Source organism: Acinetobacter populi (assembly GCF_002174125.1).
GTDB classification, from domain to species: Bacteria; Pseudomonadota; Gammaproteobacteria; order Pseudomonadales; family Moraxellaceae; genus Acinetobacter; species Acinetobacter populi.
The window spans coordinates 1-16,720 of the sequence record NZ_NEXX01000004.1; the positions used below are offsets into that span (position 1 = coordinate 1).

Annotated in this window: 16 protein-coding genes; 7 read left to right on the top strand and 9 right to left on the bottom strand. The window is 40.3% G+C overall.

The genetic code is table 11. The annotated features are described in order from the left end of the window. Positions 1–324: 324 nt before the first annotated feature. On the top strand, positions 325–1,095 hold the full coding sequence (locus CAP51_RS11135; RefSeq protein WP_087620845.1) for a class I SAM-dependent methyltransferase: 771 nt from the start codon (positions 325–327) through the stop codon (positions 1,093–1,095). 77 nt (positions 1,096–1,172) lie between these two features. On the opposite strand, the gene pssA is transcribed toward CAP51_RS11135, so the two are convergent. Both pssA and CAP51_RS11145 read right to left on the bottom strand, forming a co-directional pair. After that, a complete protein-coding gene (gene pssA / locus CAP51_RS11140) occupies positions 1,173–1,973 on the bottom strand; it encodes a CDP-diacylglycerol--serine O-phosphatidyltransferase (protein ID WP_087620846.1) in 801 nt (266 codons plus the stop codon). A 21-nt stretch (positions 1,974–1,994) separates the two neighbouring features. Continuing rightward, positions 1,995–2,852 carry a 23S rRNA (adenine(2030)-N(6))-methyltransferase RlmJ gene (locus CAP51_RS11145; RefSeq protein ID WP_087620847.1) on the bottom strand — a complete coding sequence of 286 codons (858 nt, stop codon included), beginning with the start codon at positions 2,850–2,852 and terminating at the stop codon, positions 1,995–1,997. Positions 2,853–2,967: 115 nt separating this feature from the next. Between CAP51_RS11145 and CAP51_RS11150 the strand changes: the two genes are divergently transcribed. From CAP51_RS11150 to CAP51_RS11160, 3 genes are all read left to right on the top strand, one after another. Further along, the gene (locus CAP51_RS11150; RefSeq protein ID WP_087620848.1) at positions 2,968–3,573 is read left to right on the top strand and encodes a 2OG-Fe(II) oxygenase; all 606 of its coding nucleotides are present in this window, start codon (positions 2,968–2,970) and stop codon (positions 3,571–3,573) included. A 170-nt stretch (positions 3,574–3,743) separates the two neighbouring features. Beyond that, on the top strand, positions 3,744–4,736 hold the full coding sequence (locus CAP51_RS11155) for a hypothetical protein (RefSeq protein ID WP_087620849.1): 993 nt from the start codon (positions 3,744–3,746) through the stop codon (positions 4,734–4,736). A gap of 159 nt (positions 4,737–4,895) precedes the next feature. Continuing rightward, the gene (locus CAP51_RS11160; protein ID WP_087620850.1) at positions 4,896–5,420 is read left to right on the top strand and encodes a hypothetical protein; all 525 of its coding nucleotides are present in this window, start codon (positions 4,896–4,898) and stop codon (positions 5,418–5,420) included. 29 nt (positions 5,421–5,449) lie between these two features. On the opposite strand, the gene CAP51_RS11165 is transcribed toward CAP51_RS11160, so the two are convergent. The 4 genes from CAP51_RS11165 to CAP51_RS11180 all read right to left on the bottom strand — a co-directional run bounded on the left by CAP51_RS11165 (position 5,450) and on the right by CAP51_RS11180 (position 9,617). Next, positions 5,450–5,698, bottom strand: a complete 249-nt coding sequence (locus tag CAP51_RS11165; protein ID WP_087620851.1) for a DUF2789 family protein — start codon at positions 5,696–5,698, stop codon at positions 5,450–5,452. A gap of 162 nt (positions 5,699–5,860) precedes the next feature. After that, positions 5,861–6,850: a malate dehydrogenase gene (locus CAP51_RS11170; protein WP_087620852.1), complete on the bottom strand. Its 990-nt coding sequence runs from the start codon at positions 6,848–6,850 to the stop codon at positions 5,861–5,863. 171 nt (positions 6,851–7,021) lie between these two features. Next, positions 7,022–7,702, bottom strand: a complete 681-nt coding sequence (locus tag CAP51_RS11175) for a ribonuclease T2 family protein (protein WP_245809140.1) — start codon at positions 7,700–7,702, stop codon at positions 7,022–7,024. A 7-nt stretch (positions 7,703–7,709) separates the two neighbouring features. Beyond that, positions 7,710–9,617 carry a lytic transglycosylase domain-containing protein gene (locus tag CAP51_RS11180; protein ID WP_087621141.1) on the bottom strand — a complete coding sequence of 636 codons (1,908 nt, stop codon included), beginning with the start codon at positions 9,615–9,617 and terminating at the stop codon, positions 7,710–7,712. Positions 9,618–10,082: 465 nt separating this feature from the next. Here CAP51_RS11180 and miaB point away from each other — a divergent pair, with 465 nt between their 5' ends. Genes miaB through ybeY form a run of 3 tightly spaced genes read left to right on the top strand, consistent with a single transcriptional unit; the run spans position 10,083 to position 13,160 of the window. Beyond that, complete coding sequence (miaB, locus tag CAP51_RS11185; RefSeq protein ID WP_087620853.1) at positions 10,083–11,540, top strand: tRNA (N6-isopentenyl adenosine(37)-C2)-methylthiotransferase MiaB; 1,458 nt, start codon at positions 10,083–10,085, stop codon at positions 11,538–11,540. 39 nt (positions 11,541–11,579) lie between these two features. After that, positions 11,580–12,677, top strand: a complete 1,098-nt coding sequence (locus CAP51_RS11190; RefSeq protein WP_087620854.1) for a PhoH family protein — start codon at positions 11,580–11,582, stop codon at positions 12,675–12,677. Between the two features lie 3 nt (positions 12,678–12,680). Further along, a complete protein-coding gene (ybeY, locus tag CAP51_RS11195) occupies positions 12,681–13,160 on the top strand; it encodes an rRNA maturation RNase YbeY (RefSeq protein ID WP_087620855.1) in 480 nt (159 codons plus the stop codon). A 51-nt stretch (positions 13,161–13,211) separates the two neighbouring features. On the opposite strand, the gene CAP51_RS11200 is transcribed toward ybeY, so the two are convergent. The 3 genes from CAP51_RS11200 to CAP51_RS11210 all read right to left on the bottom strand — a co-directional run bounded on the left by CAP51_RS11200 (position 13,212) and on the right by CAP51_RS11210 (position 16,693). Next, positions 13,212–15,359, bottom strand: coding sequence for a TonB-dependent siderophore receptor (locus tag CAP51_RS11200; protein ID WP_087620856.1), 2,148 nt, complete (start codon positions 15,357–15,359; stop codon positions 13,212–13,214). A 308-nt stretch (positions 15,360–15,667) separates the two neighbouring features. Continuing rightward, on the bottom strand, positions 15,668–16,096 hold the full coding sequence (locus CAP51_RS11205; protein WP_087620857.1) for a YbaN family protein: 429 nt from the start codon (positions 16,094–16,096) through the stop codon (positions 15,668–15,670). Positions 16,097–16,105: 9 nt separating this feature from the next. Further along, positions 16,106–16,693 carry a biliverdin-producing heme oxygenase gene (locus CAP51_RS11210; protein ID WP_087620858.1) on the bottom strand — a complete coding sequence of 196 codons (588 nt, stop codon included), beginning with the start codon at positions 16,691–16,693 and terminating at the stop codon, positions 16,106–16,108. Positions 16,694–16,720 lie beyond the last annotated feature (27 nt).

The window sequence follows — 16,720 nt, forward strand, 5'->3', positions numbered from 1 at the left end:
TAAATCTCTTTAAAGTCAACTAGTAATTTCGATTATTTCTAAACTTATTCCTTCAAACCAAATATTAATAAAAACCCTTAAGTTCCAACTAACACCCTGTTTTTCAACAAGTTTTAATCTGCATCACCGCCGATGGATGTGCATTCTACAGTATTCCCCTACCAACGCAACCCCTTTCCTTAACTTTTTTTAGATTTCCCATCCAAATGGTCACTTTATCAACATTTTCACTCAATTATTACCATTTTTTATGTATTTACAAAAAATTAATCATTTTTATTTTGCTATTTCCTTCCCTATGCTGATTTTTTTTGGAGAAACAGTATGAAAACACAACACGATGTCAGTCAAAATCAATATGCCAATAAATCTCAACACTATTTGGAAAGTTCAGTTCATGCGCAAGGAATCGAATTTCAAAAAATTGTGGAGGAAATTTCCGGTTTTGCCGAAAGTAAAATAGATATTCTGGACTTGGGCTGCGGTGGTGGTCATGTCAGTTATCAGCTTGCACCTTATGTTAATACCGTTGTTGCTTATGATTTATCATCTGAAATGCTTGATACGGTAAAACAAACTGCTCGGGATAGAAATTTATTCAATATTTCAGTGCAACAAGGTGTTGCTGAACATTTACCTTTTGCTGATCATTACTTTGATCTGGTGGTTAGCCGCTATTCTGCGCATCACTGGCAACATGTCGGACAGGCTTTGCAAGAAGTTCATCGGGTTTTAAAACCAAATGGAAAATTGATTCTGGTTGATATTTTAGGTTCGGATATTCCCATGTTTGATACTTTTTTACAAAGTATTGAACTTATTCGGGACCCTAGCCATGTGCGAGATTATAGTTTAAGTGAATGGACGCATTTATGTGAATATACGAATTTTGATATTACTCGAATCGAACAGCAAAAACTGGAACTAGATTTTCAGGCTTGGGTGAAACGGATGGATACAGCACCGGAACAGATTCAAACACTACATTTCTTACAGCAGCATGTAGCAGATAATGTAAAACAATATTTTGCGATTCAACCCGATGGCAGTTTTAAAAGTCATGTGATTTATCTGGTGGCAACCCGCTTACCCTGATCTTTATCATGAATAGGCAATAAAAAAGGCTAAGATTTATGATCTTAGCCTTAAAATACATCATTATCTCAATCAATCTAGGCAGTCTTACGGCTCATGATTGTGGTCACGATACCTGAAAAAGCATAAATCACTGATACAATTAAAATCCCAACAGGAATGTTGTAAGTAATGGCAGCAAAGATCAAGACAACCGGCAACATGATCACAAATGGCACACGTTTACGGTCCATAACTTTAAATGAATAATACTTCAAGTTGGAGATCATCAGTAAGCCCACGATGACCATCGTTGCAGCATTTACAGCCTGTATCCACAGTTGATTAAAATCAATGATAGCTGCAAAATCTTTTTGTACCCAAACCGAACAGATCACAATGATTGCTGCCAATGGACTGGCGACACCAATAAAGTAGCGTTTATCTACAATGCCAATCTGCACATTAAATCGTGCTAATCGAAATGCAGCACAAGCTGTATAGATAAAACAACAGGCAAGTCCAATACGACCCAAATCATGGGTGCTCCAGCTATACATCAGAATCGCAGGTGCCACGCCAAAAGCCAGCAAATCGGATAATGAATCGTACTGTTCACCAAACGCACTTTGTGCACCAATAGCACGTGCTACGCGACCATCTAGTCCATCAAACAAAGCCGCCAGAATAATGGCATAGACTGCTTGCTGAAATTGTCCACTCATACTGGCAATAATCGAGTAAAAACCACAAAGTAATGCTGCTGTGGTAATTAAATTTGGCCAGAGGTAAATGCCTCGATGACGAACCTTGCCAGTTTCGGTGTGTTCTTCTTCTACCACTTCAAACGTGATTCCATCAAAGTCGTCTTCATGATCTTTATTGCTTTGATTTTGCATGTGTACCTTCTTGATTTATAGTTACTCGCCAACTAACCAGCGCACGGTTGCACTCGCACCTGCTTCTGTCATTTTTAAATGTGGTAGCAACCATTGTAGTATTTCATCAGCTTGTTCTGCAAACTGCCAAGGTGGATTAATCACAAGAAGTCCACAACCATTTAAACCTACGGGTGTATCATCAGGCCAAACACAAATTTCACAAATTAATTGGCGGCGAATACCTGTTTTCATCATTTTCTTTTCAAAACGTTCAATCATGGCTCGGTCTTTAATCGGATACCAAACCACAAAAACGCCAGTTGCCCATTTTTTATAGGCATTTTGTAATAATTCTACCAGTTGAGGAAAATCTTTACGTTCAACTTCATAAGGTGGATCAATCATCACCACACCACGCTTTTCTTTGGGTGGAATGACTGCCAACAATCCTTCATAGGCATCGCGTTCATGCAATCCAACCCGTCGATCACGAATATGATGACGTAATTGCTGGAATACATCAGGCTGCATTTCGAAAATCGTGGCTTTATCTATTTCACGCATAGCCTGTAAGGCAAACCATGGTGAACCGGGATAAATTCCCTTCCCCTCTTGTTCTCTTAAAGCATCAACCAAGGTTAAATATTGCTGAATCGCTTCAGGGGCATTTTTTTTCTGTGCTTGATCAAGTTGCGCCAGACGATGAATCCCTGTGAGAAATTCACCTGATTTTTGTGCCGGTGCTTCGGATAGATTGTATTTACCTGCACCCCCATGCGTATCAATATAGCGATAAGGCTTATCTTTGGCATTTAAACGGTTTAACAGTTGCAGCAACAATACATGCTTCATGACATCAGCAAAATTGCCTGCATGGAAATGGTGACGATAATTCATTGTATCTGGGATTCCTTAATTCAAATATCATTTTAGCATGAAAAAAAAGTTCTTTTTTATGCTTCTATTCAACTAAACTAGCCGAGTTTATTTACTTTCGATGAAGTGATCGCTCATGCAGCAGCTTTCTGTCTTAAACTCATGGAATATTGATGATATTTTAGATGATTTAAATCTATATGGTTTTGCTTTAATTGATGATGCTTATCCGTTGGATTATCTACATGCCGTCGCTGGCGAGTGTATCGAAAATCTCCAGCGCTTTCGGGATGCTGCCATTCAAAATGGTGTGGTAAGCAAAATTCGTAGCGATCATATTTTATGGATCAATGATCAGTTACCGATTGCTCATCAACACATTCTGACTTTAGAACAATTTTCCCAGCAATTAAATCGTGCTTTCTTCTTGGGCATCAAAGATGTGGAAGCACACTTTGCCTGTTACAATGCTGGTGAATTTTATGCCCTGCATCGTGACAATCCACAGCAAAAAAATGATCGAGTGATTTCTGTGGTGTTTTATCTGCATCCCGACTGGCAAGATGACTGGGGTGGGGAATTACGTTTACAGGATAAACATGGCAATTGGCACATTATTGCACCAAAAACCAATCGTATTGCATTATTTCAAAGTGATTTACTACATGAAGTATTGCTTGCCAAACAACAACGTTTATCTATTACCGCATGGTTACGCAATAACAATCCGATTTTGAATTGATCTTTGGCAAAATATTAAGCAAGATATAAAGCAGCATAATAGCAGCCTTTATTGCGATATTATGAACTGGAAAGAAAGGATGTAAGTGGATAAAACCGTTCTTTCCTGTCAAAAAAACAATCCCTTTTATCCGTTACAGTGGCAATAAGAATAATCCCCAGGAACATTGTATGAGTAAAGCACAAAAACCTGAAGTAACCGACCACCTTCCTTCAAACAGCGATTTGGACTTATCCGAATTGACTGCGCTGTCCAGACGCATTCTCAACAGAACCGTAGATAAAACACTGCAACATGCCAAAGGCGCAATTGATTTTGCCACAGACACCACAGGTGATGTGCGCCAGTTGATTGGTCAAGCCACCGATTTTACCAAAGAACGCTTTGATCAAGTCAGCAGTAAAACCAAACGCAGTGTTAATGAGATTGGACAATATTCTGCACAGACGGTACGAGGAATGGTCTCGGAAACCAGTGAAGTTGCACGTGATGTGGCCTTACATATGGCCAAAACTTTTCTCGACAAAACCCCGATTACGCTCTATCTACCCGAACTGTTATTAAACAATCAAATTCGTAAACGCATCAATCCCGATGATATTGATCACATCACTGTACAATGTGGAAATAATCGTTTTCAAATTGAAATTGACGGACATTACCGCAAATTTTTGTACCGCCTGACTCTGGACTTTCATGTATTGGAATGTCGGATCGGACAAAAAAAGTATTTACGCTTACTACAAAATGATGAAAAACTTGATTTGCAATTAAGACATTCAGGTTCCGTTACCAACTGGGCAACGCGTCGTGTCGGAAATATCGGGTTTGAAATCATCAATCATTTACCGCTAGTCACGCTGATCAATCATTTAATAAGGGACATTCCCGGTATTGTTCAGGAAAAACATCGTCATTGGTATATTGATCTACAAAAGGCTGGATTTATTGACTTTATTAATAATCCCAACTGGATGGTCGACAAGCTCATTAGTCTGACTGATTTTAGTATTTTACCCGGATTGAACATTTTAAGAGAAAGTAAAGCACTAGTAAGGCAATTGGCTGAACAGTTTGAGATTAGTGATTTACGTGTACAACCGGGTCGTCTGGAAGTACAGGTTAGAATTGCAGGCCATCCTTACGAAGGTTTTTTTGTTTAACCCGACCCTGAATAAACATAGACCGCATATCATCTAAAAGAATCGTTGGATCAGGGAAAACTGCGATGACAACGAACTTTTTATCAACGCGAAAAGAAGCCTGCCTTTAAATTGGATTGTCATGACCTCATATAAACTTGAACCACTGGGGATTAACATATGACGACAGCAAAACAACTTATTCAACGTGTTGGGGAAACCGATCAATTATTCTTACAAGAGAACACACCTGAACTGGCGCTGGAGCGGGCGGATTTACGCTTACAATTGGTTTGCCTGAGTCATGTTCGTCAGGAACAATTGCATTTTATACAAGAAGCCATTGTTTTACTGGAACAAGCCAGAATTGAATATGATGAAATCCCTTTGCGTCTCTATCTGGATTTATCTTTGCTTCTAGCGAAAGCCTATATGATGTATTTTGAAATCAATAAAGAACATCATCTGGCGCTGATTACCCAACAAATTCTAAAACCATTGGCACATCATGCCGATGCCGAAATTTATTTTTTACTGGCGTATGCTTCTGCCTCAAAAAAAGAATTTTCGCTAGCTCAGCACTGGCTTAAGAAATATGCAGCAACAGCAGATTTTGATGCTGAGTTGCTACATACTCATCCAGCCTTTATTGAACTACGCAATAAGGACTGGTTCAAACAACTGATCAAACACAAAATACACTGATATGAATCCGGAATCTGAATTTAATCAGATTATTCTGGTTGACTATCCTGATGAAGTTGCTCATTTAAGCCATCAACAATGAGTGCCCATTGACTGTCACGATTGAGTTGTTGTGAGAGAAAATCGCGTTGTCCCTGATTCCAGAATGGCGCATCGACTAGACGAACATCAGCCGCAATCTGATGGGTTTTAATAAATTGATCAATCGATGCTGTATCGGAAGCCAGCCCTAGTTGTTCAAATAATAATTCGAAAGTAGGTTCGATATCCCCTAACATTTTTGACCTCGTTGTCTCTCTTGGTTATTGATGATTTTAGTTTAAAACATTCTGCTTTTGGGCATGATGATTTATTGTTTTATCTTGTTAATTTTTATCCTGTTATTGCCATAAAAAAAGCACCCCAAAACGGGATGCTTCTTTATCATCTTAATACAAAGATTATTTTAACATATCAGCAATTGCTGCACGTTCATCTTCAAGTTCTTGAAGTGTAGCATTCATACGTTCACGGCTGAATTCGTCAATTTCAAGACCTTCAACACGTGTATATTCGCCATTTTCAGTGGTAACAGGTACACCATAGATGATGCCTTCTGGAATACCATAAGAACCGTCAGATGGAACACCCATTGTTACCCATTTTCCATTGGTGCCCAACGCCCAATCACGCATATGGTCGATTGCAGCATTCGCAGCAGATGCAGCAGAAGATAAGCCACGTGCTTCGATAATCGCAGCACCACGTTTACCAACGGTTGGCAGGAATACATTTTTGTTCCATTCAGCATCGTTGATTTTGTCTTTTAAGCTTTCACCATTTGCTGTTGCAAAACGGTAATCTGCATACATTGTTGGAGAGTGGTTACCCCAAACAGTTAATTTTTCAATGTCAGCAACTGCAACACCCGCTTTTTGAGCGATTTGAGTCAAGGCACGGTTGTGATCAAGACGTAACATTGCAGTGAAGTTTTTCGCAGGAAGATCCGGTGCAGATTTCATTGCAATGTATGCATTGGTATTGGCAGGGTTACCAACAACCAGTACTTTCACATCACGACTAGCAACTTCGTTTAATGCTTTACCTTGTCCGATGAAAATCTCACCATTAACTTTCAACAAGTCAGCACGTTCCATACCTGGACCACGTGGACGAGAACCGACCAATAATGCATAGTCTGCATCTTTGAATGCAACTTTAGGGTCATCAGTACCGATCATGCCTGCCAATAATGGGAATGCACAGTCATCAAGTTCCATCATTACGCCTTTAAGCGCTTGTTGAGCTTTCTCAACCGGGATCTCAAGCAACTGTAAAATAACAGGTTGATCTTTACCTAACATTTCACCGCTTGCAATACGGAACAACAAGCTATAACCAATTTGACCAGCAGCGCCTGTAACGGCAACACGAACGGGTTGCTTTGACATGTAATTTCTCCAATTGAGAGGTTCGTCCACACGGATTAAGAAGTGTTTTTAGTTCTTAATCTGAATTATATAAACGGACAAGATTGTACTCTATTCACACCAGAGTTGCATCTAAAAGACAATGATTTTCAACAAAAGTCGAATGCAGGACTTTCGATCAAGATCAACACACTAATATGAACCCTGAATGACAAATTGACTTGGACAGCTTGATACACGCTCTACATGGCAGGTTTTATAGCGTCCATTGGTTTGATAGCATACCCGGATATCGGTGAGTAAAGTGGTTGAATTTCGATTGGCACTACCACATCCCAGCTGCAATGCCGAAGTTGGCATGCCTGTATTCAACTGCGAGAAGCGTTGTTGTAACCATTCCCGATTAACCCGAATACTGGTTGGAGAAGTGACCTCAGATGGCATATTTAGTTTTTCAGCAAAATTTACCATGGTTCGGAAATATTGGCTGGCATTCATGGAAACACAACCACCCACGGACCGCCATAATCTTGCCTGTGCATTTTCATCCGGCATAATCCGCATCAACACCCGTTTTTGTACAGGGGTGAGCGTAGGCACACTAGAAGTTTCACAGCTTTTACCACTGACACCTTCAGGCATTAATCCCGATACAGTGAGGGAATAGCCCTCAAGGCATTGGCGTGTTCTTTTTTGAGTACTGTCAATACTACACACAGCGGGCGATAATTCAATTTGCAATACAAATCCAGTCGGAGCTGCCCAGACAGTCCCTGCCAAAAAGCACCCGAACGTACCTGCTAACAACCATTTTGTTGTGTAGATTAGCCAGAGTAATTGCTTCATCGAACCGCTATTTCCTTTTTCATTCATTTATGCATCAAAACTGTTGAGGTACTGGGTACATAAAATGACTAATCGTTTGCGGACCTTTGCCAAGTACCACACCATAATGCACGGCATTGGTCAGTACATGTTTGACATAATCACGGGTTTCAAGAATTGGAATGGATTCTGTGTATTGATCAGCGGCAAGGGGTTGCGATGCTGGCTGCCATCGTTTTGCACGATTTGGACCAGCATTATAGCCTGCTGTCGCCAGAACTGGATGACCGTTTAACTGGCTCTGAATCATACCGAGATAATAAGTTCCGTAACGCACATTGGTATTCATATTGGTTAAAGCCGCACTGCTATAGCTTTCACCGAGTTGTCTGGCAATTTGCTGTGCTGTGGTCGGCATCACCTGCATGAGTCCACCCGCACCAACACCGGATCTTGCCGAAGTATTAAAACGGCTTTCCTGACGCATCAGACCATAGGCCCATGACGGATCAATATTGGCAGACTGGCTATGATTGACCACATAGTTTTTGTATGGTGTCGGATAACGTAACGCATAATTATGTTTATCAATTGTACGGTCTGCGGCATAGATTGAGCGGTCCAGCCAGCCCATATCATTGGCACGTTTTGCCGCAGCCAGAATTAAGCCGTCATCCTTTTTCAGATAGGCTTGCCGGACTGCCCAGTTCCATTCACGATTGGTATAGGCATCCGGCGCTTGAATACTTTTTAAAGCAAATGCACGACGAAAATTAATATCCTGTGCCAGACGTTCAAAATCACGATTGGATGGTTCGTAATTTTTCGGGAATTGCGAATAGCCTTCATTTAGACGTGTTTTTGCTAGCAAACCATGATAATCATCAGATTCGGCTAATTTTTTATAGATCGACTGCGCATATTTTTTGCTGCTGGAATCATTACGTTGCTCAGTGGCTCGGGCCAACCAGTATTGCCAGCGATCTTCCTGTTTTTGCGATACAGACATACTATCAATCGCACGGATCAAGCCTTCCCAATTGTTAAAGCGAATGGATTGACGCGCATAAATTTCTGCTTCTTCCGGACTAAACGGATAACCATAACTTTTATCAAAATACTGTGGTAATGCCGGATTAAAATTATTCTTTAAAACCGTAGTACCGCCAACATAGGCAACCGTGCGATATAAATATTTTTGTACCTGATCTGGCGTCCCTTGTGCGACACGATCTACCATGGAAATCGCATTATTCAGATCACTATCTGCCAAACGTCCCATGGCAAAAATCAAATAGGCATAATCTTGCGGTGTTGCTTTGGGGGCAGTCCATAGATAATTTAAAGGGCTGGCCTGGATTTGATTTAATTGCGTCAGGGAAATTGGAATTCCCATATTTGCCGCAGTTGCAAATGCCTGCCCCATCTGCCCTGCCCGTAACAAACTAAATAAACGCTGCTGTTTGTCCTGATCGGAAAGCAAGGGACTACTTAACATCATTCTTGCCAGACCAATACAGGAATCCGGCTGTGCATCGGTTTTTAACCAGATTTTGTCTTTAAATTCGGCCAAAGCCAACGGATCCCCAGTGCTGGCACGGACCTGCGCAACAGCACAAGCTTCTGCATCATCTGCATTACTGACATATGGCAACACGGGAACGGCAGAGTTAAAGTCCCCTGCTTTTACTTTTTCTTCAACATAATCTGCGGCCAGTTTTTCTGCCATTGCCGAATCAGGATATTTTCTTGCGAATGCGACAATACTTGCAGCGGGTTGAAGCACTAAATTGGCATTGAGTTTCCAATATTCCGGATAATACTGCAAAGTACTGTCCTGCATTGAATACTGGTATTGGTCCAGCAATGCTGCATTACCACTACTACTGACTTTATAAGCGTCATTAAAGACTTCATCAGAGGAAAAACTGCTGGAACTTGCTGCCAGAAATACACTCAACATCGTCAAGCGTGCGGGTATTTTCAAATTCGGCTGTCGCTTTTCTTTGAGTCGCTTTTCTTTGAATAGCCTGATCCAAACTCGCAGCATGCACAAAATTCCTCAATACCTTTGATAACAACCTGCCAGCTTAAAACTGACTTTATGAATAGCTGCATTTTAAACAGCTTACCCCGTTTTTTTTGTATCGTTGTGTAACTTATGCCAATAAATTTAGATCGCTAATCTATCTCCTATCCCACCATGTCTTTAAAATTTTTATGTACGCTCTAATTTCCTCAAACAAAATCTATCAGATCAAAATCCAGATATGCCGCTATTCGCCACAACACAAAACATTATTTAGATTTTAAAATTGTTTTTTCACCCGATTTTCTCACTTTTACGTCAATAAACTGTTAAAATATGCGGCTTATTTTTTATTGTGTTATTCAATTAACACAGTTCGCATCAAATTTAGGAGCCTACATGACGGTTCAAACCTTCATTCCAAATGCTGTAGCTGCCTCAGAAAACACTGTTCACCAGCCATCGCACATCCCGAGTTTAGCGCAACATACAGTCAAAAAACTGTATATTGAAACGCAGGGATGTCAGATGAATGAATATGACAGTCACCGTATGGCAGACTTACTTGGCGATTCGCATGGTTATGTATTAACCAATGACCCCAAAGATGCCGATATCCTCTTAATGAATACCTGTTCCATTCGTGAAAAGGCGCAAGAGAAAGTCTTTAGTGAATTGGGTCGCTGGCGCAAACTCAAGGAACAGAATCCGGATTTAATTATCGGTGTCGGTGGTTGTGTGGCATCGCAAGAAGGCGATACCATTCAAAAACGCGCGCCATATGTCGATATGGTATTTGGTCCGCAAACCCTGCATCGCCTGCCACAAATGCTGGATCAGCATCACGAACAAATCCACAAACCCAAGCAGGATAAAATCAAACTGGTTGATATTTCCTTTCCGGACATCGAAAAATTTGATTTTCTACCTGAACCGCGAGTTGAAGGCTATAAAGCGTTTGTATCCATCATGGAAGGCTGCTCAAAATACTGTTCATTTTGTGTGGTGCCTTATACCCGTGGTGAAGAAGTATCTCGTCCACTGGATGATGTATTAGCAGAAATCGCAACACTGGCAGAAAAAGGTGTACGTGAAGTTAACCTGTTAGGCCAAAATGTTAACGGTTATCGTGGCGAAACCTTTGAAGGTGGGATTTGTACCTTTGCCGAACTGATTCGTCTGGTTGCCGAAATTCCTGGCATTGGTCGTATTCGCTATACCACATCGCATCCTTTAGAGTTTTCTGATGAGTTGATCGAATGTTATCGTGATTTACCACAAATGGTATCTCATCTACATTTACCGGTTCAGAGTGGTTCAAATGATGTGCTCAAAGCCATGAAACGTAATCACAGCATTGATGTTTATATCGATAAAATTGCCCGCTTACGCAAAATTCGTCCGGATATGCATTTATCCAGCGACTTTATTATTGGCTTTCCCGGTGAAACCGATGAAAACTTTCAGGAAACCTTACAATTTATTAAGGATCTGGATTTTGACCACTCCTACAGTTTTATCTATTCAAAACGTCCCGGCACACCGGCCGCAGAACTGGAAGACCATACGCCCGAGTTGATCAAAAAAGCCCGTCTGGCACAGGTACAACAAGTCATCAAACAATCTAGTATTGCCAAAACTGATGCGATGCTAGGTAAAATTGAACGGGTACTGGTTGAAAAAATTTCCGATCACGATCCAAATATGTTGATTGGAACTGCCGACAATACCCGCCTGGTCAGCTTTATTGGTGATCCAGCGTGGATTGGTCGTTTTGCCGAAATTGAAATCACTGAAATTAAAACTTTGAATTTAGTTTATGGTGAACTCTTGAATATTGAGCCTGACGTGGCGTAATGTATAAGCATACGCCAATCACTTAAAAAGGATTCATCTTTGACTGCTACAATTCGTCGTACGGTACAATTTGCGGGCATTCCTCTTGAACAATTAAAAAGCATGTTGGGCGCATACAACGCCCATCTGCGACAGATCGAACAACGACTACAGACTGCCATTACACAACGTGGTGACAGTTTCTTTATTGAAGGTGATATGGATCAGGTCGAACGCACCGAAGCCATTTTACAGCGTCTCTTTGAAGAATCAGAAAACACCCAGAGTATTAGTGCAGATCAACTTCATTTGATGATTCAGGGTAGTCAGACTGAACGGGATTTTGAGTTGATTGGTGAAGAACCCGAAAGTCATGACGCACCCATGGATGTGTATTTACAAACCCGTAAAGGACGCATCAATCCACGTGGCGCCAATCAGCGTCGTTATGTGCAACGCATTTTGCAAAGTGATATTTCCTTTGGTGTCGGTCCGGCAGGGACAGGTAAAACCTATCTTGCAGTTGCCGCTGCTGTGGATATGCTAGAACGCAATGAAATCCAGCGGATCCTGCTCGTACGTCCAGCAGTTGAAGCCGGAGAGAAACTCGGTTTCCTGCCGGGTGATCTAACCCAGAAAATTGATCCCTATTTGCGCCCACTCTACGATGCCCTGTATGAAATGCTAGGTTTTGAAAAAGTAGCCAAACTGATTGAACGTCAAGTGATTGAAGTTGCTCCGCTGGCTTATATGCGTGGTCGTACCCTCAACCATTCTTTTGTAATCCTCGATGAAGCACAAAACACCACACCGGAACAAATGAAAATGTTCCTGACCCGTCTTGGTTTTGGTTCCCGTGCGGTGATCACAGGCGATATTACGCAGGTCGATTTACCGCGTGGTCATCAATCAGGATTGGCACATACTTTACGAGTACTGGAAAATATCAAGGAAATTCATATTACCCGTTTCCATTCTCGTGATGTGGTACGTCATCAACTGGTACAAAAAATCGTGGAAGCCTACGAAGAATTTGATGATGAACAACAACGCCTCAGTGCCGAAAAACGTGCTGAACGTAAAGCATTACAGGAAGCGCTGATGAATGAACACAATCAGGCCGCCGATGCCCAACATCTCAACAGTGATGAAGAATAATCTGTGAAAATCAGTCTATCCATACAGCAGGGGTTTAATACGCCCCTGCTTAAGCCTAAGCGTAGCGACTTAAAAAAGATCATCGAAACCACATTACGCCATGTCAATATCACGGATAATTGTGAAATTGGTATTGCTTGTGTGGATACTGCCGCCAGTCACGAACTGAATTTGCTCTATCGTCAAAAAAATAAACCAACCAATGTGCTGTCATTTCCAAGCGATATTCCCGCAGAAATTCTGCCCATGCTTGACGCTCGACCACTTGGCGATTTAGTCATTTGTATTCCTGTAGTTTTAAGCGAAGCCGAACAACAGCATAAATCCAATATGGATCATTTCAGCCACTTATTGGTACACGGTGTATTACATTTACTCGGTTATGACCATGAACTAGGCGAACAGGAAGCCGAAGAAATGGAAGCCTTGGAAATTGAGATTTTGGCAAAACTTGGCTTAAAAAATCCTTATCAGGAACAATAGTTTTGTTTATAAAAACGACTGAAAATTCAGCCGTTTTTATTTTTTAATTGATTAGAACTTATATCTTAAGGTTAATGTTGCATTGCGTGGTTCGCCATAGCTCACAGATGTTCCAACACCCTCATAATATTTTTTGTCAAAAATATTTTCGATATTAGCTTGTATACTAATATTCTGATCTAATTCATAACCCAACATTGCATTTGCCAGTGTCACTGCCTTTTGCTCGACATAGTTTACCCCTGTACCATTATAATACTTACTTTTGTAACTAACACCTGCACCTGCTTTCCATTTACCTGTTTTATATTTTACAAACAAATTAGAACTAGTTCTTGAATTGTTAGTATTAACTTTTACGCCTTGCGATTTTGCTTCAAAATTTGCGATACCGAAATTTACGCTCCAGTTATCATTAATTTCACCATCTGCTTCAAATTCAAAGCCCTCACTTTTTACATTATCAACACCACGATATGCTTGTTCCGAAGAATTTTGGACAAAAACTCCATCAATTTTTTCAGCATAATTACTCTGCTCAATCCTGAATATAGAGAAAGCGGTATTTAAACGATTATCAAACCACTGACTTTTCAAGCCTGTTTCATACTGTTTACCCAGAATTGGATCTAAATAATTACCATCTGTCTTTCTTTTATCCTGTGGCTTAAAAATATCCGTATAACTTGCATACAGAGAATGATTTTGAGCAACATCATAAATCACACCAAAATATGGTGTGACTTCATTTTTAAATTCACGATTACCACTTCCAGTTACACTTTCATATTTCCAATTAGAAAGACGAACACCTGCAACAGTTTTTAAATGATCTAAAAGTTGAAACTTCCCAGCAAGGTAAAAACCACTTTGAGTCGTATTACTTGGATATTGATTTAGATAAGAACCAGGCTGCCATGGAATCTCCTTTAATAAATTGCCAACACCACTTGTATAACTAAAAGGATTCTCTAAATAACTTGCTGCACCGCCAGCATAATACGAACCACCATATTTATATTTAGTCGCTTCATTTTTATTCCATGATCCGCCTACAATAATTTCTTGCGGCTGATTAAACAGGGTGAATGGTGCATTAAGATAAATATCAATATTATTTTCAACATTTTCTTGTTGTGCTTTCCATACCGAAGTATTACTGAAGGCACTCGTATTAGTTGCCTTATCAATTTGTCCACCAACATTCAAGAGCTGAGTATCCATCTCAGTTTGTCGCCATGTATAAGCTATGTTTAGCTTAATATCATTAAACAAGTTCTGTTTAATTCCAGCAAAAACCATCACGTCATCTTGATTCCAATATGTCCAAGGTGCACTTACAGTTAAACTACGAGAAAAATTGGTTCGTGTGCCATCTGTGTAAAAAGCTGGTATTCCACCCCAGCGTACCCCAGATCGATTTAATTCCTGATATGTCGCTCCTAAATAAGCACTGGTTTTATCACTAATATCCCAATCTACTGTACCATATGCAACATTTCGTTCTTTATGATAAGAATCCATAAACGAATCTTCGTCAGAGTGCTTTAAATAAATACGACCTCGTAGAGATCCATCTTGATTAAGTGGTGCAGAAAGGTCAGCAGAAGTTGACCATGCATTCCAAGAACCATAAGAAGTATTTAGATTTCCTGTAAACTCTTTACTATTTGCACGTTTACGAATTAAATTCGTTGCCATTGCAGGGTTTCCTGCTCCAGTTGTTAAACCATTAGCCCCTTTAATGATTTCAATGCGATCATAAATCCCTAAATCTAAATCATTTGATCCCATATTCGTTGTACTTGGCATACCATCAACCAAATAATAATCAACTTGAAAACCTCGAGCATAAACATTTTGTCGCTCATCAGTACGAGGGGTAGATACCCCTGTAATCGTATTAAAAACATCCTGTAAAGAGGACAGATTACGATCTTCAAGGTATTCTTGAGTGAGAACTTTCACAGTCTGTGGTGTTTCACGTAAAGATAAATTCAATTTTGTTGCTGTACTAGCACTTTTAGCAGTATAGCTTCCTGTGCCTTCCGTAACTGATGTATCCTCTTCCGCCTCAATTGTAATCACTGGCAGAGTTTGAATATTTGAAGTGTCTTCTGCATAAGCAACATTTGCACTTACTGCTGAAATAGCGATAACTAAAGGATGAAAACGATTTCGAGCAAATGATCCTTTCATAGATTAACCTTCATTAAAAACAAGATAATAGAGATATGTTCCATACTTAAAAACAAGAACTTATCAACAGATAACATATGTAGTGTTCAAATGACGCTTATCGTAAGGTTCGAACCTAATAACTCGTTTATTCTGCCATTCTCAATCATTTACACATGCCAGTTTGGAAATGTTGAAACATTGTAATAATTTTTAGTATCAAATGAAAGTAATTATCATAATATTTAACTTTTAAGTAAAACAAGTTTCCCCCTATATTTTTATATTAAAAATCAATTGATTATAATTTTACACAAAAAAACTAAATGTCAGATTTTTTCAGATCTCGTCCACAACCACACCTGTACCAGCACCATACAACCAATAGTGATCCCAACAAACAATGGATGTGGTACCTTCCAGATCATGATCCCTGCTGCAATACTCATACTGATCAGGGAAATATATTTGGCTTTTCTTGGAATACTGCGATGTTCATGCCACTGCTGCAAGATCGGTCCGATAAAACGATTGTGATAAATCCAGAAATGTAAACGCTGTGAGCCTTTGGCGGCAAAAAAACCTGCCAGTATATAAAAATCAATGGTCGGTAAGCCCGGCACGACAATCCCTATCGTACCAATGATGATACACGCCCAAGCCAAGATGATACATAACCAGCGAATGATCGCTGATTTTGCCAGTTTTGGTTGTTTTCCAATTTTTTGATCTGGCTTGGCTGGTTGCATCGGCATCATGATCCCTATTTACTTCAATTGATCCAGATTTTCCAATAATGCCCCAAAACGGGAAAAACCGTCCAAAGCACCTTGAATCACTTTGTCCTGATCTTCCTTGCTAAAATTTGCATCATCTAAAGCCTGTTTAAATCGTTTCCAAACCCGCATGCGACCTTCCGGATAGGCTGCCAGATTTCTTGCACCAAATTCTGCCGATAAGCCTAATTTGGCTTGTGCTTCTTTAAATAAAAAGGCTGCACCCAATGTCGAACCTTCTGAGACATAGATCCAGCCCAAGGCTTCTGGATAGCCTACATTTAAAGTGGCAATCTCTTCACTTTGTGGTTCAAGTCCTAAGTCTTCCAGATCCAGTAACGCAGCCTGTGAACGTCCCCGCACCTCTAAATCCGGTATGATTTTTTCTACGTCTGCATGTCGATACAGATTTTCCACATCCTGCTGGAAATAGTATTGTGCCAATGTATGCTGTGCATAGTTATGTCGATTGGCAAAGACTTGCGCCTTTTCCATTAACTGTTCCATGCGGTCATGTTCGTGGCTGGTTTCGGTTTTTAGCCGTTGCGATAAACTACCGACCTCTACTGTTGCATTCATGAATTTGATTACTCCTTATTAAAAAAT